Source organism: Pseudomonas sp. TE9122, assembly GCF_056278925.1.
Map to the genome: position 1 here is coordinate 1,373,199 of NZ_JBWBQI010000001.1, position 25,341 is coordinate 1,398,539.

Consider the following 25,341-nt stretch of genomic DNA (forward strand, 5'->3'; position numbering starts at 1 on the left):
ATGGCCAAGAAAGCCGATTTTCTGGTGATCGACGGTTGCGTGCAGGATGGCCGTGTCGTTGTTGTGAAGGGCGAGCCTTACAGTCCACCAAGTAAAGGGATTGAGGAAGCGTTACTCGCCGAAGGGCGTATCGCTCCACTCAAGGATCCCAGAGCACAAGAACTGCTGCGCCAACAATCGGGCGTTGCCAATGGGGACGACGACAGCGGCGGTGAGTGATGGGCTTTCGCGAATTGAGCGACGACATGGACGCCCTGGTGCTGGATGGCTTGGGCGACATGGCAACGGTCGGCGGTCGAGAGATCGCCGGTTTCTTTTCCGCGCCATGGCTGCAGCCGCGTATGGGGCGGATTAACACCGCCTTGCGCGAGCCGCAGTTTGAGATTCGCGTCGTCGACGCAGCGGGTGTTGAGCCCGGGCAACTGGTCGTTGTAGATCTGGCAAAGCAGGACGGGGGAGGCCAGTACGATCTTGTCAAGCTGGAGCCAGATGGTTCCGGCTGGGTGGCATTGCTCTTGAGGGCTAAAGCATGAACGTCGGCAGCTATTTCAAACCCTCAGCAAGTGGCGGGATGATTTCGCTGCAAACCTCGGCGGCAGACTTGAAAGCCTTTCAGGACTTTGCCGCCTTGGTGCCGAAAGCAGCATCCAATGCCCAGCGCCGTGCGATCAACAAAACCCTGCGATGGCTTGCTACCCATATCGCTCGCGCCGTCGGCCGGCAGGAACGCATTGCGGTTGCCGCTGTACGGCAACGTCTGCGGGCCTACCCGGTCAGCAGCGGCGCGAACAGCGGCAAATTGTGGTTCGGCCTCAACGCCATGGAAGCCAGCCGCATAGGCCGGGCACGGCAAACCCGATCCGGTGTGTCAGTCGCGGGGCGACGCTTCCAGGGCGCGTTCCACAAGCGAGTCTATGGGAGCAGCGCAGATGTCTGGATTCGCGTCGGCAGCAAGCATTTCAAATCTGCGGATTACCCCGATAGCGATGTCAGTGCAGCCGGCGGCGCGAGTTCGGGTTGGATTGCCGAACATGACAACCGCTTCCCGCTGGCCAAGGCCAAGGTGTCGCTGGAGCAAGCCCGACCGCACTTCGATAGCTGGGTGCGCAAAGCAGACGAACACTTGGTGCATGTCCTGCAGCAGGAACTCAACTTTGAAGTGCAGAAGTACTTGAAGGGGAAATGACGTGATGGATTCAGTCGACGAACCATTCAGTCTTGAGCAGTTCTATCGAGCCATCGAACGACATCTTTATGATCATTTGCCAGGCGTTCAGACGGTCGCGGTCTGGCCCAACATTGATGATCGCATCGCCCTGCCGGCGGTGCTGGTGGAGCTGGCAGAAATGGAGCCGGGCGTTGATCCGGGGACGGGAGAAACCTGCTTGGCCTGCAAGTTTGAGGCGCGGGCGATCACCGATCCGATCCAGCCCGACCATCATCAGCAAGCAGTGTTCTTGGCGGGTCAGTTGGCTGTTCTACTACGGGCGCAGTCGTGGGGCGTAGAGGTCGAGCCAGCAGAGTTCGTTCAGGCCATGCAGGACTGGACCAAACCCGAACTGGACGGCTACACGGTCTGGGTCGTGGAATGGACACAGCAGATCTACCTCGGTGAAACCTGCTGGCCTTGGCCGGACCAGCCACCGGGGACGTTGGTGTTTCACGCTGAGCCGGGTGACGGACCATTCAGGCCCGAGGATTTGCCGTGAGCTACGCAAGCGCCCAGCATGACCGCATGATCGCGGGGGCGGTAAAGGCTTGCTACGTGGTCGCGGTGGATCTGTCCGCTTCACCGCCGGTATGTCGCGTGTCGGATGGCAGTGAATGGGTCAGCGCTTGGGTGCGGTGGCACAGCATCGCAGCGGGCAAGGCCAGGCATTGGCGGGCGCCGTCTTTGGGCGAGCAGGGCAGTTTGATCAGTCCCAGCGGCGACGTGTCGCAAGGCACGTTTGTCCCGGGCCTGTATGGCAATGCCGGACCGCCGCCAGACAACCGCGATCATGTCGAAGTCTGGCGTTTCGATGATGGCGGCTCGCTGATTTACGACTGGCAAGCCAAGAGCTACACCATCATCCTGCCGAGCGGCACGGTCACCATCAAAGTGGCGAGCACGGAAGCGGTTGTAACCGACGCGGCCGTGAGCGTGACCACCGGCAACATCAATCTGAAAGCGGCGGTGATGATCGACGGCGCTTTGCACGTCACCAAGGGCATCACCAGCGCGGGCGCAATCATTGACGCCACCGGCAACAGTAATCACCACACGCATTAATTCATTCACGACAGCCCGCCCAGTGCGGGCTTTTTCATGCCTGGAGAAATACATGGCCAAGAACGATACGACCGCCACTGAGGTGCAAGCATCTTCGGAACCGGCACGTCCTTCCTCAACGTTATCGTCGCCCGAATTCTTGAAATTCCGCGACAAGCTCTACACGTCGCGACTGTTGATCGTGCCCGGTACTGACCGTTCCTATCCAGTCGACAAGGCGACGGTCGTGGTGCCGGCCTCCGACATCGAAGCGGTCAAGTTCCTGAAAGCCAGCGAAGAATACGAGCCGTTCAAGGAGTGACATCGATGATCGGAATGGATCGCCACACCGGCCTACCCATATCCGGCATCGAGCACCTGCGCCAATCCATTGCCGACATCTTGAGCACGCCGCTGGGCAGTCGCCGGCACCGTATGGAATACGGCAGCAAGCTGCGACGGTTTGTCGATTTACCCATCAACGAAGGCTGGAAAAGCGCCGTACAGGCTGAGGTTGCCCGCGCTCTGGGGCGATGGGAGCCGCGTTTGAAATTGGATCAAGTGCGCGTCATTTCCGTCATTGGCGGGCAAATCAATTTGCAAATCGTCGGGACGTACCTGGGCGACAGCGTCACGTTGGAGGTGGCCGCATGAGTACCGTAGATCTGTCGTCGCTGCCAGCGCCGACCGTGCTGGAGCCTCTGGACTTCGAAGAGGTTTATCAGGACGGGCTGAGCGTGTTTCGCGGATACATGGGCGGCAACTGGACGGCCGCGCTGGAAAGCGATCCAGTGGTCAAAGTGCTTGAGGTCGGGGCTTACAACAAGGTCGGCAATCGCGCTCGAGTCAATGACGCCGGCAAGGCGCTGTTACTGGCGCATGCCATTCGCGGCGACCTCGATCACTTGGGCGCAAACGTCAATCTGAAGCGCCTGGTCATTCAGGCCGAGGATCTGCTGGCGGTGCCGCCGGTGCCCAAGGTCATGGAAGAAGACGACCCGTTTCGCGAGCGCATCCAACTGGCCTATGAAGGTTTGACCACAGCCGGCCCGCGCAACAGCTACATCCTGCATGCACGCAATGCCTCTGGGCTGGTGGCAGATGCCACGGCGGAGAGTCCGAAGCCTTGTTACGTTACTGTCACGGTGCTGGGGTTGGACGGGGAAGGCGAAGCGCCGCCAGAGCTGCTTGCGACGGTGGCCGCCGCGCTGAATGACGACGACGTGCGGCCGGTTGGTGATCGGGTGACTGTGCAGAGCGCGCAGGTGATCCGTTACGAGATTGATGCCATTTTGCACATGGCCAGCGCCGGTCCAGAAGCGGATGCCAGTTTGGCCGAGGCGAAAAGCCGCTTGGCAGCCTGGATCAATCCACGAAAGCGACTGGGTGTGGAAGTCGCGCGCTCCGCTGTGGACGCCCAGCTGCACGTTGCCGGCGTTGCCCGAGTCGAGTTGGTCGGATGGCAGGATCTGGCTCCGACTAAGGCGCAAGCGGCGTTCTGCACGCGGTACAACGTGAGGCTGGCAGTCTGATATGAAAAGTTTACTGCCGCTCAACAGCACGCAACTGGAACGGGCCATGGAGGCCGCGTTCTTCGAAAAGACGATTGTCCCACTGCGTGACCTCTACAACGCTGATACCTGTCCGGTGCATCTGCTGCCGCACTTGGCATGGGCGTGGTCGGTCGATCGTTGGGACTACCGATGGTCCGAGGCGACCAAGCGCGCAGCAATCAAGGCGTCTTTCTACATCCACAAGCACAAGGGCACGATCGGCGCGCTGCGTCGCGTGGTCGAGCCGCTGGGCTATCTGATCGAGATTGTCGAGTGGTTCCAGACAGTGCCCGAGGGTGTGCCGGGCACCTTTGCCTTGAAGGTCGGCGTGCTCGATACCGGAATCACCGAGGAAATGTATCAGGAGCTTGAGCGCCTGATTGACGACGCTAAACCCGTCACCCGACAACTGACTGGGCTGGCGATCAGCCTGGAAACTCAAGGCAATTTGAATATCGCCGTGTCCGTCTACGAAGGCGACGAAATCGACGTTTACCCGCCCGTCATGCGTGACATTGAAGTCACTGGCAGCTTTGGCGTGGTCGGCCGCGAACACACCATAGACACCCTGGACGTTTATCATGATTGATGCGAATTCACAGTTTTTCGCGATCCTCACGAACGTGGGGATGGCCAAGCAAGCGAACGCCGACGCGCTCGGCATTCCCTGGCTGATCACGCAAATGGGCGTGGGGGACGCCAACCCGAACGGGCTAGCGGATCCGCCCAATCCGGTGCCGTCGGCCAGTCAAACCAAGCTGCTCAACGAGTGGCGCCGCAAGCCGCTCAACCAGCTGAAGATCGATCCGGTCAACTCTGCGGTAATCATCGCCGAGCAGATCATCCCCGCCGATGAGGGCGGTAAGTGGATCCGCGAAATCGGCCTCTATGATGCGGACGGCGATCTGGTGGCGGTGGCCAACTGTGCGCCAAGCTTCAAGCCGCTGCTGTCGCAAGGCTCGGGTCGCACGCAAATCGTGCGGATGAACTTCATCGTCACCAGCACCGGCAACATTCAGCTCAAGATTGACCCGTCAGTGGTGCTGGCGACACGTGAGTACGTCGACGCAAAGATTCTGGAAGAGCTGTACAAACTCGACAACAAACAGTCGGTGCGGGTCGCGACCACGGCCAACATTGCGCTGACCGGGCTTCAGTCCATTGATGGCGTGGCACTGGCTGTCGGTGACCGAGTGCTGGTGAAAAACCAGAACGCCGCCAAGGACAATGGCATCTGGGTTGCGGCAGCGGCAGGCTGGTCGCGTGCGGCAGATGCTGACTCGAATGCCGAGGTGACCTCGGCGTTGCTGGTGTCGGTCGAGCAGGGCATCACGTTGGCCGATACCCGCTGGCAGTTGATCACCGACGGCGCGATTGTCCTGGGCACCACGGCGCTAACTTTCCAGAACGTGACACAAGGCTTTGCGCCCATCAATTCGCCGGCGCTGATCAATCCTACGGCGAATACGCCGGCTCAGTTTGATAGCTCCCTGAAGCTCGCTACGACCGAGTTTGTGCGTCGGGCGTCGGGCAGTCTGGCCGGATACGTCGCTTACTCGGCAAGCACGATTTTGACGGCTGCGGATGCGGGTAAGTACATCTATGCAAACGGGGTGAACATTACCCTTACGCTGCCCGATCTGACGTTACTGCCTGCTGGGACAAAGTTTTATATTCAGGCATCAGCGGGCAGCTGGAAGATTACGGTGGCGTCCGTCAACGGCAACTTTTCCGGGCCTAATGGCGCCCCGGCTGGTTTTTCCACTCTCGTGCTTAGCGAGGGCGTTGCGTCAGAGTTCGTTTCTTCGGGAACAGGTTGGATCGCAGTCGGTGGCACAGGCCTGTCAGCCCTTGCGGCTAACGGCTATCAGAAGCTGCCGGGCGGTCTGATTATTCAATGGGGTTCCGCGATGGCAGCGGCGGCTGATTACTTGGTCACCTTTCCGATCGCCTTCCCGGTTGGGCCGATGTCGCTGGTCTTTGGGCAGAATGAGGGAAGTGTCAGCTTCCATAACAACTATCTGACGGCAACCGGGTTCAAGTATCGAAACGCCGCGGCAACGTACCCTGATCAATTTACTTGGATCGCCGTCGGCTACTAGGGAGGCCTTATGTTTGCTTCGAAATCTACAGGCGGGTTTTACGACTCAGCTATTCACGTATCAATGCCCGGGGATGTGGTGGAAATCACCGCCGAAGCGCATGCCGCGCTTATGGCCGGGCAGGGTCAGGGAAAAGTCATCGGCTGGGGTGACGATGGCTATCCTTTGCTCATCGATCCGCCCGTTCCATCTTCTGAGTATTTCGCGGAAGTTGAACGGTCATGGCGCGACGTGCAACTGGCCGCTACTGACGGCGTTGTTGCTCGGCATCGGGACGAGCTGGAGGCGAGCGTCGAGACGACTTTATCCCCTGATCAATACACCGAACTTCAGGTGTACCGCCGCGCCTTGCGCAATTGGCCGGAGGCGGGGGAGTTCCCGCTAGTCGACCATCGCCCGATTGCGCCGCCTTGGCTGATCGAGCAGATCCAATAAACGCCACGCACTGACGGGGCGTTTTTCATTCCGTTACGCGTAACTCCAACACCCCACACAGCCTCGCTTATGCGGGGCTTTTTCGTTTCTGGAGACTGACCCTTATGAGTTTTTTCCACGGCGTCACGACCACGTCGGTCGACACTGGCGCGCGCACTATCTCGCTGCCGTCGTCGTCGATTATTGGTCTGTGCGACACGTTCACCCCGGGTGTCCTCGGCGGTGGTACGGCCAAGGCGGGCGAGCTGAAGTTGATCACCACCGAGCGTGAAGCCATCGCCGCTTTCGGTCCCGACTCGGCGATCACCAAGGCCTGTCAGGCCATCTACGTCAAAGCCAAGGCGGTGATCGTCGCCATCGGTGTAGCCAAGCTGGAAGACCCTGCGCTGCAAACCTCGGCGATCATCGGCGGCGTGCTGGAGTCGGGGCAGCGTACTGGCCTACAGGCGCTGCTCGACGGCAAAAGCTTGTTCAACGCCCAGCCGCGATTGCTGATCGCCCCGGGCCACACCGCGACTCAGGCGGTGGCCACGGCCATCGACAGCGTGGCGCAGAAGCTGCGTGCCATCGGCATCATCGACGGGCCGGGTACGACCGACGAGGCTGCTATTGCCTACGCCGAGAACTTCGGCAGTCGCAACCTGTTCATGGTCGACCCGGGTGTGAAGTACTGGGACACCGTCACCAGCTCGACGGTCGATGCCCCCGGCTCGGCTTGGGCGGCAGGCCTGTTTGCGTGGACGGATGCTGAATACGGTTTCTGGGCTTCGCCTTCGAACAAGGAGTTGACCGGCATCACCGGCACCGGCCGCGCGGTCGAGTACCTGGACGGCGACGAAACCTGCCGGGCCAACCTGCTCAACAACGCCAATATCACCACGATCATTCGCGACGACGGTTATCGCCTGTGGGGTAACCGCACGCTGTCGAGCGATCCGAAGTGGGCGTTCGTTACCCGCGTTCGCACGCTGTTCATCCTCATGGACGCGGTGCAGGCCGGGCACAAATGGGCGGTCGACCGCTCGATCACCAAGACCTACGTGACCGATGTCACCAACGGTCTTGATGCGTTTATGCGGGACCTGAAAGCCCAGGGCGCGATCATCAACTTTGAAGTGTTCCCCGACACCGAACTGAACACGGCCAGCCAGATTGCCCAGGGCAAGGTGTATTGGCGTATCCGTTTCACCGACGTGCCGCCGGCAGAGAACCCGAATTTCCTTTTCGAAGTCACCGATCAGTGGATGACCGAAGTGCTTGAAGCAGCCTAAGGGGGCGTAACCAATGATTCCTCAGACTTTGTACAACACCAACCTGTTCGTCGACGGCGTGAACTTCTCCGGCGACGTGCCGAGCCTGACGCTGCCCAAGCTGACCACCAAGACCGACGAATACCGTGGCGGCGGCATGGCCGGCCCCATCGAGATGGATCAGGGGCTTGAGAAAATGGAAGCCTCGTTTGTCACCAAGGGCGTGCGCCGCGAGTCGCTCAAATACTTCGGCCTGGCTGACGGCACGGCATTCAACGCCACGTTCCGTGGTGCCTTCAAGGGCCAAAAGGGCGCGGTAACAGCAGTCGTTGCCACCCTGCGCGGCCGGCTCAAAGAGGTCGATCTCGGTGACTGGAAAGCGGGCGATGCCGCCGAGATCAAACACGCCGTTGCGGTCACGTACTACAAGCTCGAAATCGACGGGCGCCTGATGTACGAGATCGACATGGTCGCTGGCATTCAAGTGATCGACGGCAAAGACCAACTGCTCGAAGTGCGCAACGCGCTCGGCCTGTAAGGAATAGATCCAGATGACTCAAGCAATCGCTCAAAACCTGCCGGCCTGGCTGTCGCTCAGCGCGCACGGCGCGGTCGTGACGCTGACCCGCCCAACCAAAGCCAACAGCATCGACGTTGAGACGTTGAACCTGCGCAATCCGACCGTGCGTGAAGTGCGCGCGGCTGATCGTGCTGCCAACGGCGATGATGAACAGCGCGAACTGATGCTGTTCGCCGGTCTCGCCGAGGTCGGGCTGAAAGATCTGGAAGGACTCAAACTGACCGACTATCGCCGCGTGCAAACGGCGTATTCGCACCTGGTACCGAAAACCGATTATTCGGACTCGATGCCGGCGTGGTTGTCGCTTACCACCGACCAGGTGCTGGTGACGCTGTCGTGCCCGAGCGAAATCAACGGCGTGACCGTCGATAAGCTGGCCTTGCGTTCGCCGACCGTGGGCGACGTGCGGGCGGCCAACCGTGAAGTGGGTGGCGATGATGAGCAGCGCGAGCTGGTGTTGTTTGCTGCGTTGTCCGGTGCGCCTGTCGCGGATCTGGAGGGGCTGAAGCTGGTGGATTTTAACCGCTTGCAGGCCGGCTATTTTCGCATGGACAACGACGACGGGCTTTAACCCCAGCGTGATCAAGGCGGCGGCGAAACGTCTGGCGGCGGAAACCGGATTTTCCGCCGCCGAGATCCAGTCGATGCCGTTCGCGGACATGGTGTGGTGGCTCACGGATTGAGCCGCCATCGGTAGTGCTGGGCACATGGGGGCCATGACATGGCAAACAAACTCGCCCTCGGGCTAGTGATTGGCGGCGCCGTCAGTTCCACGGTCGGCGCCGCGTTCAAGGACGTGACCGGGCGCATCAAGCGCCTCGAGGCAGAAGGCAACAAAGCGCGGGTGCTGCAGCGCACGATTGGCGACACCATCCGCCTGCGCGAAGAATGGAAAAAGGCTCACGACACCGGCGCTGCCGGCGCGTCCAAATTACTCAACCGTTTGAACTTGAACCTCGACAGCTTGAAAAAGCAGGGGATCGAGGTCGGCCGGCTGGAAAAAGCCTATCGCTCGATGGGGCAGACGGCCAACAAGGCCGAGCTCAAAGCCAAGGGTCATCAGCAGATTGATTCTGGCGTAAAGGGCATGAAAGGCGCCGTCGGTGCAGTGGTGGTCGGTGTCGGTGCCATGGCGGTACCGACCAAGGTCAGCGCTGATTTTGGCGCCATTGTGCGGGATATCGCCATCAAGGCTGGCATTGCCAACAAGCCGCAAGAGCAGGAGATGTCGCGCAAGATCATCGACACCTCACGCGACACCGGCATGGCGCGCAACGATGTGGCCGACGTGGTCAATCAGTTGGTCGGCGCCGGTATGGACCTGAGCAAGGCGCTGGAATATGCACCCGTCGCGGCCAAGTTTGTCGTGGGGCAGGGATCCAGCGGCGTCGACACGGCGAAGATGATCAACGCCCTGGGGCAGAACGCCAAGATCACCGACCCCAAGCAGATGCAGCAGGCGCTGGAGGCGATCGCTTACCAAGGGCAGGCGGGTAGCTTTGAAGCGGCCGACATGGCCAAGTGGTTTCCGGAGCTGTTGGCCAACATGGCCAGCAACGGCATCACTGGCTTGGATGCGGTGACGCAATTGGGCGCCATGTTGCAGGTGCAGATGAAGCAGGCCGGCAGTTCGGACGAAGCGGCCAACAACCTGAAAAACTGGATGGGCAAAATCGGTTCGACCGATACGGTCAAGGCTTATGAAAAAGCCGGGATTGATTACAAGGGATCGATGCAGACCGGTTTGCAAAACGGTATGTCGACCCTTGAGACCAGCATGGCGCTGGCTCAGAAATACATTCAGGCGACCGATCCGAAGCGTGCGGCGGCCATGGCCGAAGCGACGTCAAAAATCAGCAAGGAAGCCAATCCCGATAAGGCCAAGGCCATGATGGCCTCGCTGGAAGAATCCTTGCGCACCGGCGACCTGTTCGCCGACATGCAGGTCAAGGCCGCACTGTCGGCCTACATGCAGAACAAGGCGCTGTACAGCCAACTCAAAAACGATTCGCGTGACGCGACCGGGATCCTCGACAAGAACCTCGCCGAGCGGCGCGAGTCGTCATCCCAGAAATGGGCGGAAATGGCCCAGTCGATGGATGACGCCATGCGCAGCATCGGCGATGCGCTGCGCCCGGTGACGGACACCGTGGCCGAGTCGTTGACAAAGGTTACTAAAGGCATCACGTCGCTTACGGATAGCGCGCCCGGGGTGGTTGCCGGTATCGCCACGGTCGGGGCGGGGCTGATCGCCTTAAAAGGTGTCTTCAGCACGATCAAGATCGGCAAGGGGTTGCTAAACCTTGCGCGTGGGTCGCGCGGTGGCAGGAATGGGAGCGAAGCCCCAAATAAAAAACCCGGAGAACTTGATCTGGTAGCGACTGGCCTGGATGTTGTTTCTCGGGTGAAGGATGCGGCAACAGGCGGTGGCCTTGGTACTGACAGTGGTGCAGGTAACGAAGGCGTCAAGAAGGTTTTCGTCGTCAATGCCGGCGCTATGGGTGGCGGTGTGGATGCGTCGGGCGAATCGCGCCGACGTGGACGTGGGTCAAGGCGCAGCGCGCGGCGCCGATCGTTGCCGAGTTCGAGAGGACCTCGCCCGCCTGTACCTCGTTCACCTGTTCCGGGTTCACGTGCATCTGTTCCGGCTCCGCGTCCCCCTGTTTCGATCCCGTCGCCATCAGTCCCTTCCGTTCCAAGTGGAGCATTGTCCAAGCTCGGCGTCGTCGCAGGCACCGTCGGTAAGGTCGGCAAGGCGGCCAAGGTCATTCCTGGCGGCACGCTGCTGGAGTCCGGCGCGATGGCTTTTGAAACCTTTCAAAACGCCAAGACCAAGGACGAAAAAGCCGAAGGTTACGGTTCGGCCGCTGGCAACCTGGCCGGCACCATGGCCGGTGCAGCAGCAGGCGCCGCCATTGGTTCGGTTGTGCCGATCATCGGCACCGCGATCGGCGGCATGATCGGTGCTTACCTGGGCAGTCAGGGCGGTGCGGCGCTGGGCGGGTCGTTGGGTAAGTCGCTGTTCGGCGGTGAGGATGAAAAGCCCGAGCAAACGGCAAAGGCGCCGGTGCCGACCACACCGCTCATGATGGCGTCAGCGGCGCAGCAAGGCCCGGTGCTGGGGGATGTCGCGCGCTCGATGGCAGTGACGGCGCCGCTCAAGTCGGCGGCGATGGCCATCCAGCCCAAGGAGGCGGCGAAGCCGGAGCCGGCCAAGGTGGATCAGCAGTTTCAGTATTCACTGAGCATGCCGGTCACGGTGCAAGGTGATGTCAAAGACCCGCAAACCTTGGCGCAGGATCTGCTGCCGCACATGCAGCGAATGATGGCGGACGCGGCGAGGAGTAACGCCGCCAAGCTGTACGACGAACCCCATGTCTAAGGAGGTTCCATGGCTTACATGGAGCAAATGCAATCGAGTCTGAAGTATTTGGTCGAGGCAGCGGAAACCGGGCGGCGCAGTGCTGACGGCATGCTGACCCCGGTCAACGGCGCGATCCGCGAACTGACCGGCGCCGCGTCCGAGCTGGAGAACATCCCGTTTGTTGGCCCGGCAATCGGCGCCAAACTTCAGCGGGTGATGCGCGGCGTCGACGCAGCTCAGGCCAAGGTCGGTCAGGTGGCGGCGGTGTACGGCCGCGCCACCCGGGCGGCGGCAGAAGTGCAGGAGCGGCTGGGCACATTGAAGGAACAGGCGGGCAAGGCGGCCACGGCGATCAACAACGTTGCCGGCAAGGTCAGTCCGTCGCTGGCCAACATCGTGCCCACCGGTTCCTTTGCCGTGGAGGCCACGCCGGCGCCGGAGGCGGTGAAGCCGTTCCCGCATCTGATGATCATTCAGCCGCGCGATCCGAAGATTGAGCCGTATTACTTCAACCTGGACACGGCAGCTTTCGACGAGCTGAGCCGTTCGACTGAATTCCGCTGGGCTTCGCAGGAGCGGTTGACGCGCCGGCCGGCGAAGCAGGCCATCGGTATGGGCGATGAAAAATTGACGCTCAAGGGCACGATCTATCCGGGCTTCAAAGGCGGTTTAAAGCAGCTCGACACCCTGCGTTCCATTGGGGCCAGGCTGCAACCGCTGACCCTGACCACGGGCTATGGCGAGGTGATCGGAACGTGGTGCCTGAAAAACATCAACGAGGAACAGTCCGCGCTGCTGCACGGCGGGATTGCTCGCAAACAGGGCTTCACTTTGGAGTTTGAGCGCTATGGCGACGACATGCAGGACGTCTGACGGCGACATGCTCGATGTCATTTGCAACAACGTTTACGGCCATCTGAATGGCAGCGTTGAGGCCGTGCTCGACGCCAATCAGGGGCTGGCCGATGAGCCTCAGCCGTTCCGGTTGGGCGTGATTATCGTTCTGCCGGATCTGCCCAGCCCGACCAGTGAGGGCGTCAGCTTGTGGGATTGACCCGGGGAGATGCCTTCGCCGGCGGCGCGTCGCGTTACGCGTAACGACACCTTGTTTTTCTGGCCCGCCTTGTGCGGTTTTTTTATTGGAAAAAATCCATGACACCGATGTTTCGAATCGTCGCTGATGGGGCTGATGTCACGGCCAAGATCAATGATCGGTTGTTGCAGCTCCGTACCTCTGACAAGCCGGGCATGGAGTCCGACGAGTTTGAGTTGCGTATCGACGACCGTGACGGGCAAGTTCAATTGCCAAGGCGCGGCAGCTCAATCGAGATTTACCTGGGCTATGCCGAGACGACCTTGGCGCGTATGGGCAGCTACACCGTGGACACGATTGAGGTGTCAGGCCCGCCCGACACCATCGTGATCAAGGGCAAGGCCAGCGACGTGCGTGGCAGTGGCAAAACCATCCGTAGCGGAAGCTGGGAAGATGTGCCGTTGTCGAAGATCGTGGCTGACGTAGCCGCGCGCAATGGCTGGACGCCGGTGTGTCCGGTGTCGACCAAGGTCGCCCGGGTCGACCAGCTCAACGAGTCCGATTTTAATTTCATCACCCGGCTCGCCAAGCAGTACGACTGCACGGCCAAGGTCGCCGACGGCAAACTATTGGTGATGCCGCGCCAAGGTGGCCAGACGGCCAGCGGTAAAGCGTTTGGCGCTGTAACCCTGACCCGTCGCGACCTCAGCCGTTGGCAATTCAGCCTAGGCGATCGCAACTCACACAAGGCGGTGGCCACCAAGCATCAGGACAAAAAGAACGGCAAGCTCGCGGTGGTCACCATCGATAACGATGACGCGCCGGATGGCCTGCCGGCAGTGCATACCGACCGCCATATCTACCCAGATAAAGGCGCCGCTCAGGCGGCGGCAAAGGCCCGTTTGTCAGCGTTCAATCGATCGACCGCCGATGTGCGGTTTGAGATGCCCGGCCGGACGGACATCTTCGCTGAGCGTCCCATCATCGCTCAGGGTTTCAAGGTCGGGCTTGACGGCGTATACCTGGCGGATTCGGTCGAGCAGGTATTCACCCAGTCCGGCTGGTCGACCACGGTCGAATGCAATGCCGGCAAAGCCGGTAAATCCAAGGGCAAGAAAAAGAAAGGGCCAAAACCACCGCTCAAGGTGGTGAACATCGAGAAGCAATAGCCGCACCCCATCGCCGCCTGAGTGCGGTTTTTTTATGTCTGGAGTTTGTATGTGCATCACTGAACAACAGCTGCAAAGCATCATGCCCAACGCCCGCCGCCAAGGGGGCGTTTTCGTATCCGCCCTTAACGCAGCCATGGCCAATCGGCAGATCAACACGCCGAAACGCCAAGCCGCGTTCCTGGCGCAAGTCGGTCACGAGTCGGGTCAGCTGCAGTACGTCCGGGAACTGGGCGGCGACCAGTACCTGAGCAAATACGACACCGGCAACCTGGCTGCGAAACTGGGCAACACGCCGGCAGCAGATGGTGATGGCCAGCGCTATCGCGGTCGCGGTCTGATCCAGGTCACTGGCCACGACAACTACCTGCGCTGCAGCTTGGCGCTGTTCGGTGACGAGCGATTGCTGCGCACGCCTGAACTGCTGGAGCTGCCGCAGTGGGCCGCCGAGTCGGCCGCATGGTTCTGGTCCGTGAATGGGCTGAACGCGTTGGCCGATCAAAATGAATTCAACACGATCACCCGCAGGATCAACGGTGGCCTCAACGGCCTACAGGATCGGCTGGAGTTGTGGGGGCGGGCGAGGGCGGTGCTATGCGTCTCGGCGAACTGATCCCGGCGCCGTATCGGCTGCTGGCTAAAGGTGTGCTGCTGGCCGTTTTAGGCGGTGCTTCCGCCGCCATCGCCTGGCAATTACAGGATTGGCGCTACGGCAAACAGCTCGCAGAGCAGGCCCGACTCCACACCGAAACCTTTAACCAGTTGGCACTGGCCACGGTTGCGCAGCAGCGTGCAGAACAGGACAAACGCTTTGCGCTCGAGCAGCGCCTGGCAACCAGTGAACAAACCCATTATCGAGCCTTGAGTGATGCCCAACGTGATCAAGGTCGCCTGCGCGACCGTCTTGCCACTGCTGATCTGCGCCTGTCAGTCCTACTCGACGCCACCGCCGGCGTCGGCAACGGATCGCTGTCAGCCACCACCATTACCGGCGGCGTGGTTCATGTCCCCACAAGAGCCGAACTTGACCCAGCGCATGCTCAACGAATTATCGGCGTCACCGATGACGGCGACCGGGGGCTGATTGCCCTCGCGGCCTGTCAGGCATACGCCAAAGAAGTTTCAACACCGAAGTAAAAAGAGCGGCCGGTCCAGATGCGTCAACATCCGGATCGACCGCCGTCCCTGCAGATGGTCCCTGCAAGTCCAGCCAAGGCTCTTGCTCCGTGCACAAAGCGCGGCGAGCCTAGCACCTGTTTATCCATACAGTAAAGGTCTTGCTTTTTATGTCTACACCCATCATCCCTTGGATGGGCGGCAAACGCCGCCTGGCCGACCGCCTCATTCCGCTTTTTCCGCCACACGAATGCTACGTTGAAGTCTTTGCCGGCGGTGCCGCGCTCTACTTCATGAAGCCCCAGCCATCGCCGGTCGAAGTCCTCAATGACATCAACGGCGACCTGGTCACGCTTTACCGCGTCGTGCAGAACCACCTCGAAGAGTTCGTGCGCCAGTTCAAATGGGCGCTCAGTTCACGACAGGTGTTCGAATGGCAGAAAATGACCCGCCCTGAAACCCTCACCGACATCCAGCGCGCCGCCCGATTCTTTTACCTGCAACACCACGCCTTCGCCGGCAAGGTCTCGGGTCAGACTTTTGGCACGGCGACGACTGCCCCGGCCATCAACCTGCTGCGCATCGAGGAAAACCTCTCGGCTGCGTGGCAGCGCCTGTCCGGCACCTACGTCGAAAATCTACCCTGGCTTGAATGCGCAGAACGTTACGACCGCGCCCATACCTTCCATTACATGGATCCCCCTTACTGGCAGACCGCCGGTTATGGCGTGGAATTTCCGTTTGAGAACTACGAACGGATGGCCGACTTCATGCGCCGCTGCAAAGGCAAGGTGATGGTCAGCATCAATGATCATCCGGACATCCGCCGTGTGTTCGAGGGCTTCCATTTCGAGACTCTGGACATTCGCTACAGCACTGCCAACCAGCGACAAGGCAAAGCGGAGGTAAGCGGCGAGCTGGTGATCATGAACTGGACGCCCGAATCGCTAGGAGGCTTGTTCTGATTAGTCGCGGTAAATATTTGCTCATTCGGAGCTGATTGAAGTCGCATTCGTCATCCTCAGCGGCTTGCCCGCTGTGGCAGACGCGCACACCTGCACGTCACCGGTGGTGCCAATAACGCAAGCGCGAACCTCTCATAGCTCCACACTGAAACCGCGCAGGCCGACGTTTTCGGCAAAGCGCCCCACGGCCGTCAAGCTCGCCCAGGTGCGCAATCGCTCACGCCGCGAGCGCACCGGCACCCAGCGTGCGCCACTGCCGCCCAGGCGGATCGACAGGCCCCAGTCGGAGCCGCCATCGATCCTGGCCACCAGGCAGTCGCGCACCGCGTGTTGTTCGACCAGGGCGCTCAACACCTCTTCGTGAATGCCTTCGCCGATCATTCGCACAGCTCCGCCTGACGCGCCTGTGACGCATCATCGAAGATCAGATACAGAGCCTCAATCGCCGCCGGATTGAGCGCCTTCACCGTCTCGATACCCAAGGCGAACCCCTCGGCCCGGTCGGCAGCATGCAACGTATCGGCCACGGTGCTCGCCTGGGCAATGCTGTTCAGCAATTTGAGGGCTCGGACATACACCGCGTCTGGCAGGTTCAGCGCCACGAAAGGGTCGGTCACGCTGCTCATTCCCAGCTCCAGCCACTGAGGTTCGCGGGCTGCTCAGGCGCAAGGTCGTATTGTTCTGCCTGGATCAACAGCCAGCCACCGGCCGGCTCGTTGCGCCCGTCGGTAATGGGCCCTTGCAGCAACAAGCCACCCGGCAGGATCACGCGCAAGGCGTTCGCTTCTTTCGGGCCCTGGAGGTAACGGTCGAATTCGATGCGAAACCGCCCCGATCCGGCATTGCGCACGCGGATATTCAATTCCAGCGTGGTGAGATCCTGCGGCGGCTGGCCCCCGTACAGGGCCAGCACGGTGACGGTGGCCGAGCCTTCATAGGCGTAGGACATGGAGCGGCGTTCCTTTTCGAAGTGGCCAACGCATCGACCAGAAAGTCAGGCAATGGTAGACCAGCACCGGGGGCAGTGGTTGCCGCTGGCGCAAAAAAAGGCCCCCACACCGGTGCACGGTGTGGGGGCCGATTGAACATAAACGGCGTTCTATTCATTGGATGACAAAAGCCGGTATTGGCCGTCCGCGTCCGCAGATCTGACATATACAAACCGATAGACGGTCATTCCAGTCGCCCCTCTGAATTGAACCAGCCTTTTTCTGGCGCAATCCATTGGTCACGGAGGGCAATTCATGAAATGTATGTGCTGGATTTGTTGGGAAAGTGCAGAGCTTCAATATGAAGTGGGGGATTGGCAGGTCATCGACTGTTCTGCCTGTGGCCGCTATTTTATTAGCAGGCAACTCATGCAAAAGAATGTAGGCAAGACGCTCGACGTTAAGGCTACCCGACAGCTCATCGTAGACGCAGTGTGCGCTGGGGTCATCCCGGCGATCAGCGATGGAACGGCTTATTTCACGTCGTCACGTAGGCACATAGTGTGACTCTACGGCCCGAGAAACCTGGCCAGCCGAATCCATGACTAGATTGCGACGGTGAACGCTGTCTAAGCTACTGGAGCTCGCGGACTGAACTTTGCGTTTAGACCGCGTGCGGCCAGCCAAGACCTCCCCTTAAACCTTCCGTAGCCGCATGATCGCGTCTGTGATCGCTGCTGCGTTAGTGTCCAGCGTTGCCAAGGCCACGATTGCGTTATCGGCAACATCATCTGCACCAGCTCCCGATATCCAATGTGTAATCTCTTCTATCGCTGCACCCAGCGCATGCTGGTTGTGCAACAACAGTGTCAGCGCATCGGCAGTGGTGATATTGGAATCTGCATTACTTGGCATGTTGATCGTCCCTGGATCAAAGATTCGGAAGACTGATTTGCGCAGCTAATACAGGGTAGCTCAGGCACTCAATTCTGGAGGCTGATTTCCGCACCGAAATGGCGCATCTGTCCCAGATCTGTCCCATATGCCCCATTTTTCGGACACCAAAAACCACAAACCCCCGACTTTCTCTAGGAAAATCAGGGGTTTGCGTTTACTGAATATGGCGGTGAAGGAGAGATTCGAACTCACAACACTATGAGCCTAAACCAACCCCTTCTAACAACCTCAAATGCCTTATTCCAATGGCCGCTTTCGGCCAAAAGCGGACGCTCATACGCTACCGCTATCATAGTCAATAACGTCAATAATATTCATATTTGAATATACGCATGCGGATGAACTCTGAGCCGAAACACAGCGTAGTGATCTACGAGCGCTGGATTAACGGTAGGTACCGGGACGTGGGATCTACAGGCATAAAGGTCACGCCTTTGGGGGTTCTGGCGTCCCACAGCTCTTTTAGCACCGTCCCTACAAGCAGCAAGAAACCTCAAGCGTAGATTTTTTATACCGAGAGTCCGAGGGAGGGTTACACATTGCAATTTTCTACGGAGGCTCCCCAGGTATCAAGAGTGGGGATGTCTAGCATGGCCGCCTCAGGCGATGAACCAATATGGGTATGCCACCCGGAGGCCATCATCTTCGACTCATCGACGAAGAGTGATGTGGCTACGGTTACCGTTCCCGGATAAGCATGGATATGCTGTAGATAACGACTTCTTCATTCTGTCTAACACTAATGACTATTACAAATCCGATAGCCTAACTATCATTTTGTAAGCGTCTTCACGAGTAATGGGGATTACTGATCGATGAAGAATGATTCCTTCAATCAAAGCATCAAGCGCGACTGCTGACAAGGGGGAGAAATAGAGTTCGAGTGATCCTCTGATTTCAAGCATCCAGTCTTTCATAACATTCTTCATAACAGGGCTACGACACGCAAAACTATAGAGCTCGCAAGTCAGTTGGATTGTTCTAGTGCCGAATGTGGATTTTTCAAAGATAACATCCACGATCGCATGGCAAGCGTCTTCGTTATTCTTTGCTATTCGAATTGCAGCCGCAAATCGAGTAGATACGCATTGAGCCAACAGCTGAAATGCCTCCAGCAGCAGCTCCTGCATGCTCGGGAAGTAGTGTGTAAGTGAACCGAGAGGTACGCCCGACAGTTCGGAAATTTTTCGGTACGTTGTGCATGCAATCCCGTGAAGTTCGATGCAGTCGAGGGTGACCTTGAGGATATGCTCCCTACGATTAGGGTCTTGCTGCCAAGTCTTACGTTTCTCAGTCTTCATGCATACTCCTATCTCAGCCGGTGACATTAGCATAGGGTTTCAAATCGTACAAATGTACGATTTCATTGACCTCGGTCAGCGCTCACGGTAGGATAGAAATCGTACATCTGTACGGTTTCTGGTGCTGAGTAAGAGGCTGAAACGAATCCCTCCTTGAAAGGAAACTTCTTGGATGAACAAATTGCCCCGGTGTTATTGATGGTTTTTGTATGACGCAAATTTCGACGATCGCTTATTGCTTTGAGGTAGAAGACGATGACATTGGTGCCGGCAGCGTAATAGTTAAAGACATCCCGGTGAATGTCATTGCGGTAGGAAATCCTTGTCGCGTGATTCGAGAAATTGCCGCTGACGATGCCATGCAGAGTGATTTCCCGCGCACGTGGAATTAATTTAATCACGAAACGAAAAACAGCTATTGCCAATGCGGCTGCGCGCTGAAGCGTCTCGGCAAAGATGCCGGCGAAAAAAACTCGGCTACCCACCGGGCGTCTTTACTTTTGAGCGCTACATCTGTGAAAAATGGGCCTCACCCTCAAGGTCACATGCGTCAGCAATTTTTTATTAACAGTCTGCGACATAAGTTGCGGGCATGGCGTCTGTTGGCCAACTACAGGTTTATTAGATGAATAGTAAGGAACAAGCTTTTTTCACCTCTAGTACGCTATCTGCTTCCAGATATGCATTTTTTCTAGCGGGATCTTGCATGGGCGCATGGGCACCCTTGGTTCCATTTGCTAAGGAAAGGGCGCAGATAGGTGAGGCGGAACTTGGTCTGCTACTCCTGGGTCTTGGTACCGGATCAATGTGCATGATGCCGTTTGTGGCCCGTTTAGCGAATCGAATTGGCTGCAGAACTACTGTCTATGTTGCAAGCGCTGTTACCGCTGTTGCCCTTATTGGCCTGGCAACTGCTACTTCGTATTGGGCACTCTTGGCTTTTTTGTTTCTGTTTGGGGCCGCCATCGGTACAGCCGATGTAAACATGAACCTTCAAGGCTCGCTTGTCGAGCGCTACCACGGGAAGCAGATGATGTCTGGCTTTCATGGGCTAGCCAGCGTCGGAAATATTTTCGGCGCGGGCACGGTAAGCCTTATGCTCTGGCTCGGGCTCAATCCCGTACAGTCAACTCTTATGTTAGCTCTTGCATTGGGCGTGGGGCTCTTATCGCTTGGTCGTCACATGCTCCCGTTCGCGGAGCTTGAAGGGGCGCCAGCCAAAATGAAGCCAACCAAGTTGGTGTTGCTACTGGCGGCGCTGTGCTTCATCGCTTTTCTGGTTGAAGGTTCTATGCTCGACTGGAGTGCCGTCTATCTGACTTCAAACCGGGACGTGGAGCCTGATATTGCTGGTATCGGGTACGCCGCGTTTTCGGTGACCATGGCAGTAGGTAGGCTGTTGGGCGATCGGATCGTAAGCAAGGTCGGCTCGCGAGCAGTGCTATTGGTAGGGAGTGTATTGGCAATGGGCGGCATGGCGTTGGCGGTAGGCATCGACCATTGGATAGTTTCAGTTTTGGGGTTCGTACTCGTCGGGTTAGGTATCGCGAATCTCGTTCCGATATTTTGCTCCAAGGCCGGGCATCAGGCTGTAATGCCCGTCGCTCAAGCTCTGGCAATCATCAATGCGATTGGCTACCTAGGTATACTACTGGGGCCGGCTGTGATTGGATTTATCGCTCATGCCACGTCCCTAAGTCTCTCTTTGCTCTTCACCTCTGCGCTACTGATCCTTGTCCTCTGCTGCGCCAAGATCGCATCGTACAGATAGCGTTGAGCCTGGCAGGTGATGGCCGTCTCTGCGCACAGATTCCGATCACTTTTAATTTCCTTGGAAATCACCTATTACCGCGCTAAAGGAGCGAAGACTCCTCGCCCTGCGACTTTCATACACAGCTCGATGAGGGCTAAGTCTAGAATAGTGTAAGCGTCCACCAAAATCACCTTGCCTGACTCAGGCAAATACCCCCGAATGGGTGGTGAGAGATCTTTCCTTCACAGTGGCAACGGATAAGCGGTAAATCGCTGGATAAGAGATCTACTTGAATGGTCATTCAGCACGGCGATGCATGTTGATCTCCTCTTAGATCTTTGAGGTTCCAACGCAACTCGCCCGCATCAGCGCTTATGATTGCCAACATCCTTTTGCTGAATTATCGTAGAACATTCTGGGTACCGCTGACATACACTTCTTGGTAAGGCATTCGGTATAAATGCCTGCCTAGGGGACAGCTATGTCATACCGAACCTTCTGGTCAACCGCGCTTTTACTGGTCACAGCTGTCTGGGGCTGGAGCTTTGTAGCTAAGCACGAAACGCTCACAGTCATGGCCCCATCCACGCTGAACGCATGGATGTTTACCTTAGCGGCTTTAGCGCTCATTCCATTTTCAATCCGCTCATTTCGATATTTGAGGCGGCGTGATTGGGCGAGTGCGGTATTTGCCGGAATAGTCCTCTTTGTCGCTTTCTCACTGCAGACATCAGGGACAGCCCTTACCACGCCCTCCAATGCAGGGTTCATCACGGGCTTGTGCACCGTTTTCACTCCATTGTTTGTTTATCTCATAGGTAAAGGACGCCCAAGTCCTAAGCAGGCTGCAGGAACAGTGATTGCCGTATTTGGGCTCGGTTTACTGAGTCTTGACGGATTCGCGCTGCACTATGGTGATCTACTGATTTTGGGGTGTGCGGCATGCTTCGCATTACACATTGTGATTGTCTCAACGTTCACAACACCCGCCATTTCCATGGCATCAACTTCAATCCAGCTAGGGCTGGTTGGCTCGCTTTCTTTGATATGGAGCTTAGCCGGTAACCAGTTTTCTTTTCCCGGCGCGCTCCCTACGACAGTTACAATAATTTCGCTGGCGCTGTTCGCTACAGCCTTGGCTTACGCCATTCAAAATCGCGCTCAGGCTGTGCTTGCCCCTGAAAAGGTCGCCCTAATACTTATTTGCGAACCTGTGTTTAGTGGGGCTTTTGGTTATTTTCTCGCTGGAGATCGTTTGCCCCCTGAAAGACTTGCAGGGGCGGCGCTGATCCTTCTGGGCATTGCAGTCACGGAGCTCAGAATCGCGCGTAAGGAAGGGAGGACAATCCGTCCTTCAGGACGGTGTGCAGATGGCTTGCCATCGGAGGCAGCCGGAGCGTGTAGCCCGGAACGGGCGAAGGTGTAAGAACGGGTGCTGGATTATTGTACCAAGTAGAAAGCAAAGGAATTCTCTCCCATTCGGCTAAACGCGAATGTCCGCTTTGGCCGAAAGCCGTCATACCTGTTTAGGGCAAAATTAGGGCATATGGGAGGCCGCTTAGGCCCGCCCCACGCCTGCGGTAAAGAACGAGAGCGCCGTTTTTGGTGGGCTGCAGCGGCCTATAGAGAGTCCAGAGGGGGTTCGAATCCCTATCCAAATAGTCAGAGATCTCCGTAGACGCATTTTAGGTTCAATATCAGGTGAAGATGTCCGGCGCGATTGAGCATATATGGCGTCCTATCTATCGAGGCGCACTAAACTGCCTAAGTCGCATGATCGCGTCAGTGATCGCTTGCGCATTTCGATCAAGCGTTTCCAGGGCCGCAACGGCGTTATCGGCAATCGTGTCTGCGCCAGCGCCTGAGATCCAATGGGTGATTTCTTCGATTGCCGCACCGAGTGCATGCTGGTTATGCAGGAGCAACGTCAGAGCATCTGCAGTGACGATATTGAAGTCTAAGGCATCTGGCACGGTGTTCATCCTTGAAGTCGATGTGTGACTGAATCAGTCCATCATTCTGCATGATCCTAGTCCAAAGCGAGAGACGCCGGTTCGCACATTGCACATTTGCCACTCGAAAGGTTCTGCCATAGGTCTCTTGGGATGGGGCAAAAAAAGGGGCAAACCGTACGCCATTTCATGCCATTCAATGCCAAGCGTACGTTTGCGCATGCAAAGGTGAAATGCGCTAATCCTTAACAAGCACTCGGGGTTGGGGCACAACGACCAAAGTACTCCAGCACAATCGGAGTATGAGGACCGTTAGCAAGGTTTGCAGTTTTAATTTTCAATTGATCCAAATCGAAAGGCTAGCAAACTCACCAGTCAAGCGCTTGATATTGGCATGACCAATCGCCATCCCTACACTGGTTAATGTAAAGGAGTTGGCGGGTGGATCCGTCCAGAATTCAAATACAGACTTCATATATGGCCTGGTCGAGATGCACTTTTCTCGAATCGCATTGTGATCCATTCTCCACTCGTTGAATAATGCTCGTATTTTAACTTTGTCTTCTTCGCTGACTTTGTGTAGTGAAAGATTTTGGTCAAGTGTTTCAAGGTTTATCGCTCGAATTTGAGTTTTTGTTGGGTCATTTATGCAGGGTACGAAGAAATTAATGTCAGATCCATTTGTTATGCCTCTGTTTTCAATTTCGTCTGGGTCAAAGCCGTAAAAAAATAACCCGGGGTATGTCTGATTCAGTATGTTTTCAAGGGTGACGTTGCCGCCCATTGGAGCAATGCTGCCGCAGCCTGTAAATTGGAGGTGCTGGAAACAAGCTGCATTTTTAACGAGCTTCGATGAAAAGGGTAGTACATTTCTATCAAAATAATCTCCGAGTATCTCGAGGTTTCCAATCCCCCGGTCTTGCGTATATCTAAATAGAAAAATGATTGCTAAAACTGATAGTTGCCCATCCGTGAGTTTTGGGGCTGTTGATAAAGATTCGTTCAGTACTATTTGAAGGATGTCTCTCTGCTCTTGTTTACTGCGATCTACAAGAAGGTCGACGAGAAGGTCGCCAAGATCTTTATCGCCGTTTCTTGCATACTCTTTCTGTACCGTAAACAGTGCATGCTGAAAATCCGGATCTTCACCTTTAGCAAAGCCGTTGGGATTCTCCTTCTGGAGTTTCTTGAGGAAGTCTTCGGTGACTTCTTCTGCGCGAGCTCTAGCAGTCACCATGGCAGGACCAGCCAGCTGAAGGAAGTTTGCTCTGAAAACATCAAGGGCAACATCCCGAACTTCCGAATAAGAAAGACCGTTTTGCGTAAAGTTGACGTCACCACCCGCCTGGACGGCTAGTGCACCATTACCGACGTTCTGGTCTTGATTTTTTTCGAACATAACTGATCTCACTTGCGGATGTTTACGTCACGGCCGGCTTGGATGCCATTACCGTTCGCGCCAACATTTTGTGACAAGGTCGGCTCGGTCTTCTTTTCTACGATGAACGCTGCTAAAAAGCTGCCAAGGGATATGATGGCCGCAGTTACGGAATCAAAGCCAGGCTTCATGATTGCCCAAGCGGCGCACGCAATAAACGCTACAGAAAGAACGAATTTTACGAAGATACGCATGTGGGAACTCAGTTTTGGGATGTACACAGGATTCTAGGAGCGCATCTGGGAAAGGCAAGTATTGTTTCTGATGTGAATTTAGGTGAAGGTACAAACACGGGCTTGCTGAGTATGATATATCGTAAATTTTGGAGTACGCAGGCTGATAACTCTCGAAGAAACCTATCGGTAGTCCCTGTCTGGGAAGTAATTGTTGACTGCTTAGGAATTGCTACAAAGCATTCGGTAATCGACGGATTGGCCAAGTTGGCCGGGATGAGAATAGGCACTACGCCCAATCCATCATCGGAATGCTTGAAGGAATCGAATCCCTAGCCGCGAGGGAGAGGGATTTTGGTCATGCGAGTGGCGATAGATAGAGTATTAGATCGGCGAGGGGGGCACGAGACGGCAAAAACTCATCCTCATTTCAGCCGTCTGTTTCGGCACCATGGCCCAGCGGAAAAAAAGCCGCTCACCACCAAATAGCCCATCCTTAACAACCCCCAGAGTCTGATTGTCAGTAGGGCGCGTTTCAAGGATCTCACCGGCGATGAAATATACGTTCCCTTTCTTGACGGTGAGATTGAAGCGGTCTCCGATGAAAGGGCCACCAAGCGGCGGAGTTTTGGCCTCAAAACTGTGGGAGCCCTCAGGCACCTGGAGTTTCAGATAGCCGCCAGAAGGCAGCTCTGCCACTTGCTGATCATCTAGTTTGATATAAAGGGTCACTCGGCGAGCAGCGCTGTGTAATGGACGAAACACGTAGACTGTAGCGCTATCAGAGTTTACATCTGCCGGCCCTTGATAATAAGGCCGATTGTCTAATGATGGGCCGCTAGAGCAACCTTGCAGCAAGCTTAGGATGCCCATGAGGCAGCTAAAAAAAACAATACGGTACATCAGAAAGATTCCTTTCTCTTTTCGGAATGCAGAAAAGCGTTAGTAGTGGGATCAGCCGTTGCCTGATCTCACCCGGGAGAATTTGGCTATGCGAGGATGCGCTAATTCGCAGAGTTG

At 57.0% G+C, this 25,341-nt stretch carries 33 protein-coding genes; 23 read left to right on the forward strand and 10 right to left on the reverse strand.

Annotated features, from left to right (window positions below; genetic code table 11):
- The 21 genes from ACZ9BE_RS06130 (at window position 1) to ACZ9BE_RS06230 (ending at window position 15,818) form a co-directional block, all read left to right on the forward strand.
- Window positions 1-219, forward strand: a complete 219-nt coding sequence (locus ACZ9BE_RS06130; RefSeq protein WP_476249045.1) for a hypothetical protein — start codon at window positions 1-3, stop codon at window positions 217-219.
- Window positions 219-533, forward strand: a complete 315-nt coding sequence (locus tag ACZ9BE_RS06135) for a head-tail joining protein (protein WP_127926430.1) — start codon at window positions 219-221, stop codon at window positions 531-533. The genes ACZ9BE_RS06130 and ACZ9BE_RS06135 overlap by 1 nt, the downstream gene beginning before the upstream one ends.
- Window positions 530-1,186 (forward strand): hypothetical protein, encoded by a 657-nt coding sequence (locus ACZ9BE_RS06140; protein WP_476249046.1) that lies wholly within the window; start codon window positions 530-532, stop codon window positions 1,184-1,186. The genes ACZ9BE_RS06135 and ACZ9BE_RS06140 overlap by 4 nt, the downstream gene beginning before the upstream one ends.
- Window positions 1,187-1,190: 4 nt before the next feature.
- Window positions 1,191-1,709, forward strand: coding sequence for a hypothetical protein (locus tag ACZ9BE_RS06145; RefSeq protein WP_476249047.1), 519 nt, complete (start codon window positions 1,191-1,193; stop codon window positions 1,707-1,709).
- Entirely contained in the window at window positions 1,706-2,272 is a 567-nt protein-coding gene (locus tag ACZ9BE_RS06150; RefSeq protein WP_476249048.1) for a phage baseplate assembly protein V, read from the forward strand. Before ACZ9BE_RS06145 ends, ACZ9BE_RS06150 begins: the two co-directional genes overlap by 4 nt.
- 52 nt (window positions 2,273-2,324) lie before the next feature.
- Window positions 2,325-2,573 (forward strand): hypothetical protein, encoded by a 249-nt coding sequence (locus ACZ9BE_RS06155; protein ID WP_476249049.1) that lies wholly within the window; start codon window positions 2,325-2,327, stop codon window positions 2,571-2,573.
- A gap of 5 nt (window positions 2,574-2,578) precedes the next feature.
- A complete protein-coding gene (locus ACZ9BE_RS06160; protein WP_130912096.1) occupies window positions 2,579-2,905 on the forward strand; it encodes a GPW/gp25 family protein in 327 nt (108 codons plus the stop codon).
- The gene (locus ACZ9BE_RS06165) at window positions 2,902-3,783 is read left to right on the forward strand and encodes a baseplate assembly protein (RefSeq protein WP_476249050.1); all 882 of its coding nucleotides are present in this window, start codon (window positions 2,902-2,904) and stop codon (window positions 3,781-3,783) included. The genes ACZ9BE_RS06160 and ACZ9BE_RS06165 overlap by 4 nt, the downstream gene beginning before the upstream one ends.
- 1 nt (window position 3,784) lies before the next feature.
- Entirely contained in the window at window positions 3,785-4,393 is a 609-nt protein-coding gene (locus ACZ9BE_RS06170; protein WP_460138268.1) for a phage tail protein I, read from the forward strand.
- Entirely contained in the window at window positions 4,386-5,906 is a 1,521-nt protein-coding gene (locus ACZ9BE_RS06175) for a phage tail protein (RefSeq protein WP_476249051.1), read from the forward strand. The genes ACZ9BE_RS06170 and ACZ9BE_RS06175 overlap by 8 nt, the downstream gene beginning before the upstream one ends.
- Before the next feature lie 9 nt (window positions 5,907-5,915).
- Entirely contained in the window at window positions 5,916-6,341 is a 426-nt protein-coding gene (locus ACZ9BE_RS06180; RefSeq protein WP_460138266.1) for a phage tail protein, read from the forward strand.
- A gap of 104 nt (window positions 6,342-6,445) precedes the next feature.
- A complete protein-coding gene (locus tag ACZ9BE_RS06185) occupies window positions 6,446-7,612 on the forward strand; it encodes a phage tail sheath subtilisin-like domain-containing protein (RefSeq protein ID WP_476249052.1) in 1,167 nt (388 codons plus the stop codon).
- 13 nt (window positions 7,613-7,625) lie between these two features.
- Entirely contained in the window at window positions 7,626-8,129 is a 504-nt protein-coding gene (locus ACZ9BE_RS06190; RefSeq protein ID WP_064364595.1) for a phage major tail tube protein, read from the forward strand.
- 13 nt (window positions 8,130-8,142) lie between these two features.
- Window positions 8,143-8,742 carry a phage tail assembly protein gene (locus ACZ9BE_RS06195; protein WP_136494152.1) on the forward strand — a complete coding sequence of 200 codons (600 nt, stop codon included), beginning with the start codon at window positions 8,143-8,145 and terminating at the stop codon, window positions 8,740-8,742.
- 150 nt (window positions 8,743-8,892) lie between these two features.
- Complete coding sequence (locus ACZ9BE_RS06200) at window positions 8,893-11,553, forward strand: phage tail tape measure protein (RefSeq protein ID WP_476249053.1); 2,661 nt, start codon at window positions 8,893-8,895, stop codon at window positions 11,551-11,553.
- A 9-nt stretch (window positions 11,554-11,562) separates the two neighbouring features.
- Window positions 11,563-12,408 carry a phage tail protein gene (locus ACZ9BE_RS06205; RefSeq protein WP_476249054.1) on the forward strand — a complete coding sequence of 282 codons (846 nt, stop codon included), beginning with the start codon at window positions 11,563-11,565 and terminating at the stop codon, window positions 12,406-12,408.
- On the forward strand, window positions 12,383-12,589 hold the full coding sequence (locus ACZ9BE_RS06210; RefSeq protein ID WP_100847413.1) for a tail protein X: 207 nt from the start codon (window positions 12,383-12,385) through the stop codon (window positions 12,587-12,589). Before ACZ9BE_RS06205 ends, ACZ9BE_RS06210 begins: the two co-directional genes overlap by 26 nt.
- 98 nt (window positions 12,590-12,687) lie before the next feature.
- Complete coding sequence (locus ACZ9BE_RS06215; RefSeq protein WP_476249055.1) at window positions 12,688-13,737, forward strand: phage late control D family protein; 1,050 nt, start codon at window positions 12,688-12,690, stop codon at window positions 13,735-13,737.
- 49 nt (window positions 13,738-13,786) lie between these two features.
- Complete coding sequence (locus ACZ9BE_RS06220) at window positions 13,787-14,350, forward strand: glycoside hydrolase family 19 protein (protein ID WP_476249056.1); 564 nt, start codon at window positions 13,787-13,789, stop codon at window positions 14,348-14,350.
- Complete coding sequence (locus tag ACZ9BE_RS06225; RefSeq protein WP_476249057.1) at window positions 14,332-14,874, forward strand: lysis system spanin subunit; 543 nt, start codon at window positions 14,332-14,334, stop codon at window positions 14,872-14,874. The genes ACZ9BE_RS06220 and ACZ9BE_RS06225 overlap by 19 nt, the downstream gene beginning before the upstream one ends.
- Before the next feature lie 149 nt (window positions 14,875-15,023).
- Window positions 15,024-15,818 carry a DNA adenine methylase gene (locus ACZ9BE_RS06230; RefSeq protein WP_476249058.1) on the forward strand — a complete coding sequence of 265 codons (795 nt, stop codon included), beginning with the start codon at window positions 15,024-15,026 and terminating at the stop codon, window positions 15,816-15,818.
- Window positions 15,819-15,950: 132 nt separating this feature from the next.
- Here the strand turns inward: ACZ9BE_RS06230 and ACZ9BE_RS06235 are convergent, their stop codons facing one another.
- From ACZ9BE_RS06235 to ACZ9BE_RS06260, 6 genes are all read right to left on the reverse strand, one after another.
- Complete coding sequence (locus ACZ9BE_RS06235) at window positions 15,951-16,199, reverse strand: hypothetical protein (protein WP_476249059.1); 249 nt, start codon at window positions 16,197-16,199, stop codon at window positions 15,951-15,953.
- Window positions 16,196-16,444 carry a hypothetical protein gene (locus ACZ9BE_RS06240; RefSeq protein ID WP_476249060.1) on the reverse strand — a complete coding sequence of 83 codons (249 nt, stop codon included), beginning with the start codon at window positions 16,442-16,444 and terminating at the stop codon, window positions 16,196-16,198. The genes ACZ9BE_RS06235 and ACZ9BE_RS06240 overlap by 4 nt, the downstream gene beginning before the upstream one ends.
- Window positions 16,441-16,767, reverse strand: a complete 327-nt coding sequence (locus ACZ9BE_RS06245) for a hypothetical protein (RefSeq protein ID WP_476249061.1) — start codon at window positions 16,765-16,767, stop codon at window positions 16,441-16,443. Before ACZ9BE_RS06245 ends, ACZ9BE_RS06240 begins: the two co-directional genes overlap by 4 nt.
- Before the next feature lie 676 nt (window positions 16,768-17,443).
- Window positions 17,444-17,662 carry a hypothetical protein gene (locus ACZ9BE_RS06250; RefSeq protein ID WP_129998941.1) on the reverse strand — a complete coding sequence of 73 codons (219 nt, stop codon included), beginning with the start codon at window positions 17,660-17,662 and terminating at the stop codon, window positions 17,444-17,446.
- Window positions 17,663-18,453: 791 nt separating this feature from the next.
- Window positions 18,454-19,005, reverse strand: coding sequence for a TetR/AcrR family transcriptional regulator (locus ACZ9BE_RS06255; protein ID WP_401206235.1), 552 nt, complete (start codon window positions 19,003-19,005; stop codon window positions 18,454-18,456).
- 62 nt (window positions 19,006-19,067) lie between these two features.
- Window positions 19,068-19,490, reverse strand: coding sequence for a hypothetical protein (locus ACZ9BE_RS06260; RefSeq protein ID WP_401206245.1), 423 nt, complete (start codon window positions 19,488-19,490; stop codon window positions 19,068-19,070).
- 140 nt (window positions 19,491-19,630) lie between these two features.
- On the opposite strand from ACZ9BE_RS06260, the gene ACZ9BE_RS06265 reads away from it, so the two are divergent.
- Together ACZ9BE_RS06265 and ACZ9BE_RS06270 are read left to right on the forward strand one after the other, a co-directional pair.
- A complete protein-coding gene (locus tag ACZ9BE_RS06265; RefSeq protein ID WP_476249062.1) occupies window positions 19,631-20,776 on the forward strand; it encodes an MFS transporter in 1,146 nt (381 codons plus the stop codon).
- Between the two features lie 463 nt (window positions 20,777-21,239).
- Entirely contained in the window at window positions 21,240-22,184 is a 945-nt protein-coding gene (locus ACZ9BE_RS06270; RefSeq protein ID WP_401206239.1) for a DMT family transporter, read from the forward strand.
- A 316-nt stretch (window positions 22,185-22,500) separates the two neighbouring features.
- Here the strand turns inward: ACZ9BE_RS06270 and ACZ9BE_RS06275 are convergent, their stop codons facing one another.
- From ACZ9BE_RS06275 to ACZ9BE_RS06290, 4 genes are all read right to left on the reverse strand, one after another.
- The gene (locus tag ACZ9BE_RS06275) at window positions 22,501-22,740 is read right to left on the reverse strand and encodes a hypothetical protein (RefSeq protein WP_476249063.1); all 240 of its coding nucleotides are present in this window, start codon (window positions 22,738-22,740) and stop codon (window positions 22,501-22,503) included.
- 307 nt (window positions 22,741-23,047) lie between these two features.
- Window positions 23,048-24,109: an LPO_1073/Vpar_1526 family protein gene (locus tag ACZ9BE_RS06280; protein ID WP_476249064.1), complete on the reverse strand. Its 1,062-nt coding sequence runs from the start codon at window positions 24,107-24,109 to the stop codon at window positions 23,048-23,050.
- A gap of 8 nt (window positions 24,110-24,117) precedes the next feature.
- Window positions 24,118-24,342 (reverse strand): hypothetical protein, encoded by a 225-nt coding sequence (locus ACZ9BE_RS06285; protein ID WP_476249065.1) that lies wholly within the window; start codon window positions 24,340-24,342, stop codon window positions 24,118-24,120.
- A gap of 363 nt (window positions 24,343-24,705) precedes the next feature.
- Complete coding sequence (locus ACZ9BE_RS06290; RefSeq protein ID WP_476249066.1) at window positions 24,706-25,224, reverse strand: hypothetical protein; 519 nt, start codon at window positions 25,222-25,224, stop codon at window positions 24,706-24,708.
- Window positions 25,225-25,341: the final 117 nt, after the last annotated feature.